6 protein-coding genes are annotated in these 4,459 nt (G+C 69.3%); 4 read left to right on the forward strand and 2 right to left on the reverse strand.

What is annotated here, in order from left to right:
• On the reverse strand, window positions 1-209 hold a 209-nt coding region (locus tag ACFWZ5_RS44850), incomplete at its 3' end, for a hypothetical protein (RefSeq protein ID WP_384892902.1).
• A gap of 137 nt (window positions 210-346) precedes the next feature.
• Between ACFWZ5_RS44850 and ACFWZ5_RS44855 the strand changes: the two genes are divergently transcribed.
• Both ACFWZ5_RS44855 and ACFWZ5_RS44860 read left to right on the forward strand, forming a co-directional pair.
• Window positions 347-586 carry a hypothetical protein gene (locus tag ACFWZ5_RS44855; protein ID WP_384892905.1) on the forward strand — a complete coding sequence of 80 codons (240 nt, stop codon included), beginning with the start codon at window positions 347-349 and terminating at the stop codon, window positions 584-586.
• Between the two features lie 351 nt (window positions 587-937).
• On the forward strand, window positions 938-1,102 hold the full coding sequence (locus ACFWZ5_RS44860) for a hypothetical protein (RefSeq protein WP_384892908.1): 165 nt from the start codon (window positions 938-940) through the stop codon (window positions 1,100-1,102).
• Window positions 1,103-1,160: 58 nt separating this feature from the next.
• Here the strand turns inward: ACFWZ5_RS44860 and ACFWZ5_RS44865 are convergent, their stop codons facing one another.
• Window positions 1,161-2,807, reverse strand: coding sequence for an IS1182 family transposase (locus ACFWZ5_RS44865; protein WP_384892917.1), 1,647 nt, complete (start codon window positions 2,805-2,807; stop codon window positions 1,161-1,163).
• Between the two features lie 394 nt (window positions 2,808-3,201).
• On the opposite strand from ACFWZ5_RS44865, the gene ACFWZ5_RS44870 reads away from it, so the two are divergent.
• On the forward strand, window positions 3,202-3,345 hold the full coding sequence (locus tag ACFWZ5_RS44870) for a hypothetical protein (RefSeq protein ID WP_384892911.1): 144 nt from the start codon (window positions 3,202-3,204) through the stop codon (window positions 3,343-3,345).
• Between the two features lie 48 nt (window positions 3,346-3,393).
• A complete protein-coding gene (locus ACFWZ5_RS44875; protein ID WP_384892914.1) occupies window positions 3,394-4,026 on the forward strand; it encodes a hypothetical protein in 633 nt (210 codons plus the stop codon).
• Window positions 4,027-4,459: the final 433 nt, after the last annotated feature.

The raw sequence follows: 4,459 nt of genomic DNA on the forward strand, positions 1-4,459 counted from the left end.
CCAGCTACAACGGGACCCTGCGGCGCCTGTCCGAGGCCAGGAAGCGATCCGTTCGGCCAGCGGAACTGACGGACGACGCCCGTATGCTCCTCGCCCGTGTCCAGCAGGCGAAGGCGACGGCGCGCACCTCGGCCGTACACCACCTTGACCTGATCGACCGGCAGCACAACGAAGTGGCCCTCCCCCGGCAGGAATGGGAGATCGCTCAAGCCCTGCGCGAGTACAGCCGCCTGGTCCAGGCGGAGCCCAAGGGCCCCGACACAAGCAGCAAGCTTGCCGCCCTGCTCGACACCCGACGACGGCCCTCAAGACCAGCCTCGACGGCATCGAGCGGCGCATCACCGCCTTGGAGGTGTACGCCGACCAGGTCACCGAGGCGGACAACCGGTACCAGGAGCTGCAGCAGATCCATCAGCTCACCGACGACAGAGGCGATGTCCTCGAGCTCCTCGCCAGCACCGTCCGCGATGACCTCGCCGTGGCCGAGCTCAGCCGTATGACCGAAAAGTCCGCCACCGTCGCCGCGACCTTCACCGCCGCCCTGGACGCCGCCGTCATCGCCCTGCCCCTACGCAAGACCGCCTGACCGACGGGGAACAGAAGAGGTCCACGGCCAATCAGCCCAGTGGACGGCTCGCCGAGTCCGCGCTGAGAGCGGAAGCACACCGCGGCGGCCGGCGCCAAGGATTCGCCGGGGCGTGACGGTCCTGACGGCCTCCTGATCTGCTGCGGCCATGCACACTCTCAAGTCATGGGAACGGAAGCTGATGAGGCCGCTCGAACGGCGACTGATGAAGCCGCTCCGGCTGTCGCCCTGCTGCTCGGCGACACCCACGGACCGTATCCGTGCCCTCGCTGCCGAGGCGCCGCGCAGGGCCGCCCCCTGCAGTACGAGGAGTAGGAGCCCCTCCTCGATGGGGTGATGGAGCCCAGTTCCGTGGATCTGGCGGTCATCGCCGATGAAGCGGGCGTCACCATCGACTCCCTTGTCGGCATCCGCGGATACGCCCTGTTCCGCAAGCGGCTGCGGTCGCGCATCGCACGGATGTACTGGTGGAGCCAGGGAATCGGCCGCCACCGCTGCCCGGAGGACTGCTCCTGAACGGTGAGGGCGGCCCCAGCCCTTCGGATGCTGTTGGTCAATTCCGCCCCGCTGGATCTCATCCAGTGGGGCGGAGTGCTGCGAAGGGTGAGATGCGGGTTCGGGCGAGGGGTCTGCCGGTGAGCCAGGCGTCGAGGCGGGTGAGGTTGATGGTGGCGCCGGTGAAGTGGTGTTGCAGTCGGGTCTTGGCGAGTCCGCGGTAGCGGGATCGGCGCAGGCCGAAGGCCTGGACGGCTTGGGAGATGGTGCCCTCGACGCCGGCGCGGTGTCCGTAACGACGGCGCCAGTCGTCGGTGTCCTGTTCGACGCGGACCTGCTGGAGGATGTCGTGCTCGGCTGCCGGCCGCAGGGTCAAGTTGCGGCCGGTCTTGGCATCGGTGCATGAGGTCCGCAGTTCGCATGGACCGCAGTGCCGGGCAGCGAACCGGACCCGGGTGACCGGAGTATCCCGGTGGCTTCTGGCCTCCCGCCAGACGACGCTGGTCTGGCCGCCCGGACAGACGGCCTGGCGCTGGTCCCAGTCGACGGTGAAGCGGGTGTTGTCGAAGAAATCGCCGCTCACCTGCCCCTTCACGCTGATGGCCTTGACCGGTCCGACCAGTTCCACATTGTGATCATCCCGGGCGTGATGGATCTGTTCAGCGTCGACGTAACCGGCGTCCACCAGGTGATCGTCTGGCAGCAGGCCGCGCTCGGCCAAGGCGGTGTGGATGTCCTCCAGGACGACGACGTCGTTGACCGGTGCCGGCGTGGTCTGGATGTGCGTGATCAGATGCGGGGCATCGGGCTCGCAGGTCTCGCTGAGGTGGACCTTGTAGCCGGACCAGCCCAGGTCTCGCTTCGAACCGGTCCGGGCCTCGGGTTCGTAGGGCGTGCGTAAGCGGATCAGGCCCGGCGGAAGGTGCTTGGAGTCACGCCAGCGCACGGCGCCGTCGACGGAGTGGAATTGCTGCACCCAGGTCTGCCGCAGGAACTCCACCGAGGGCAGCTGCCGCAAGCCGGGCGGCGCCAAGTCCGACCAGAGGGCCTCAAGCAGCACCGTGCCATCGGCTCCGCACTGGTCAGCGTGCTCGACGCGGGCAGCCCACCGGGACGCGAAACGGCTGTCCTCCGGTCGGCCCGCATAGCGGTCGAACCACTCCGGCGCCGCCACCGTCACCAGCCAGTCCCCGGCCGCCTCCGCCACCTGGTTCAGTGCCGCACGCAGTGTCTCGACCACGAACTCCAGCCGGTTCAGGTCCCGTGTCGCGGCCAGCACATGGGTGGCGTCCGTGCGCTGGCGCTTGCCCGCCTTGACCAGTCCGGCATCCCGCGCGGCCCGCAGCACCGTGTCAAACACCACCCGGCCCGCGTCGCCGTCGACCAGCCGGGCCCGGAACTCGCTCAGCGCGGAGAAGTCGAACCCGGTATCCGTCAGCTCCAGCGAGAGGGCGTACTTCCAGTCCAAGCGCGAGGCCACCGCATGCGCGGCCTGCCGGTCCGTGAGCCCCTCCGCGAACTGCAACACCGACACCAGCGCAAGCCGGGCCGGCGACACAGCCGGGCGCCCCCTGACCGGGTACAACTCCTCGAACTGGGCATCAGTGAAGACCGGCCCGAGCGCGTCCCGCACCCGCATCGCTAGACACCCCTTCGGGAACACCGCACGCGCCACCCGCACGGTCTCCTCCGGGACATCCCCCAGCTCCACCCCACACAACGACACGAACCCACCCCTGAACACGACGACGGCCTGCACAACCCCAACGGGGACATACAGGCCGTCGTCACGCAGGCCCCGGATTTACCAACAGCGTCCCTTCGGCTGGGGCCGCCCTCACCGGTAGACGCGCACCGTCGGCGTCCAGGCGAACCAGCAGACTGCGCGACGGCCTTCACCCGCCAACGGCCCGGAACACGAGGTGTCCGGTCTGCTGCAGAGACTTCACCGGTCTCCCGCTCCCGGACACGGATTCCCCCTCATGGCCTTCACCGCAGTACATGCCGACCTCGGACAGCTTGACGCCACCCACAGCGACCTCGGCTGCGGACTCGGCTGGCAAGAGATCTACCGAACCCGGCCACGTCCGCCACTTTCCTGCCCCGAATGCGGCTGGCCCGTGCACGCTAACCGCTCCCCGCGCCGGATCCGGTACTTCGCCCACGACGCCGACCGCACCACGGACTGCCAGTTGTCGAACGAGTCGCTGGAGCACCACCTCACCAAGCTGGAGCTCGCCGCGGCGATACGACGCGCGGGCTGACAGGCCGACCTTGAGCACCGGGCCCCGGACGGATCCTGGCGGGCCGACGTGCCCGCCATCTCTCCGACGGGCGAGCAGCGCACCGCGTGGGAAGCACAGCTGTCCCCGATCACCGAGGATGACCTGCGCGAGCGCACCAGGCGTTACGCCGCCTCCGGGATCGGTGTCTGCTGGGTGACGCCCCGGGACCGGGTGCCGTGGCTGGGTACCTCGCCAGAACGGCGCGGTGAGGCATGGACGGTCGCTGACGGCATCGCCCGTTTCGACGAGAAGCGCGGCTCGTGGGTCCGGCATGAGGACATGCGGCAACGCCAGGACGTCCTCAAGCGCGAGCGCCTGGAGCGCGAAGCGGCCGCCGAGCAGCGCCGGCAGGAGCGAGAGAAGGCCCGTCAGGAGGAAGCGGCCCGCAGCCGGGCTATCAAGGAAGAGGCAGCCCGCGAAGCGGCACAGGCCCGGCGGGCCCAACAGGCAGCAGCAGCCGAGAAGCGTCATCAAGAGCTCTTGCGCCAGTGGGGGGGGCGGAACGCCAGTGCGAGGAAGCAGAACGGCAGCGAAGGGCCGAGGAGGCCCGGATGGCTGCCGAGCGACGCCGGGAGGAAGAACGCCTGGAGCTCGAGGCGGCGCGGGCGTGGTGGAGCGCGGTGTCCGCGAACCAGTTCCAGGACCTCCTTGACGCGGTGAGCGCACACGCGTTGAACAACTGCTCGGCCCCGGCACGACCCCGCGGCAAGCTCGTCCTCGATGCGCAGTCACGCACCCGACGAGGAGCACCACAACCGGGTGTGGCGGTTCCCAGAGGCAGTCGAAGCCATTGAGCGGGCCGAGCTGGCGATGCAGGAATGGCGCAGTGACCCCGACACCCCATTCCGGGCGTACCTGCTGACGTGGTCGGTCCAAGCCGTGCAAGAAGCACAGCCACCGCAGCCGCACGGGCCGTGACACGGCGAGTCTGGCGATAGGGTGCGACACCTGTTCGGCAACACCGGTCCTTCGCCGCCCTGTCACAAAGGCCGACGAGGCCCCGGTGAAGCGGCACCGTGTCCAGGCCGCAGAGCTCGACAGCAACTTCACCACGACCACCCACCCCGCACCCACGGCTCGGGGATCCCTCATC

Source organism: Streptomyces sp. NPDC059003 (assembly GCF_042740445.1).
Taxonomy (GTDB): Bacteria; Actinomycetota; Actinomycetes; order Streptomycetales; family Streptomycetaceae; genus Streptomyces.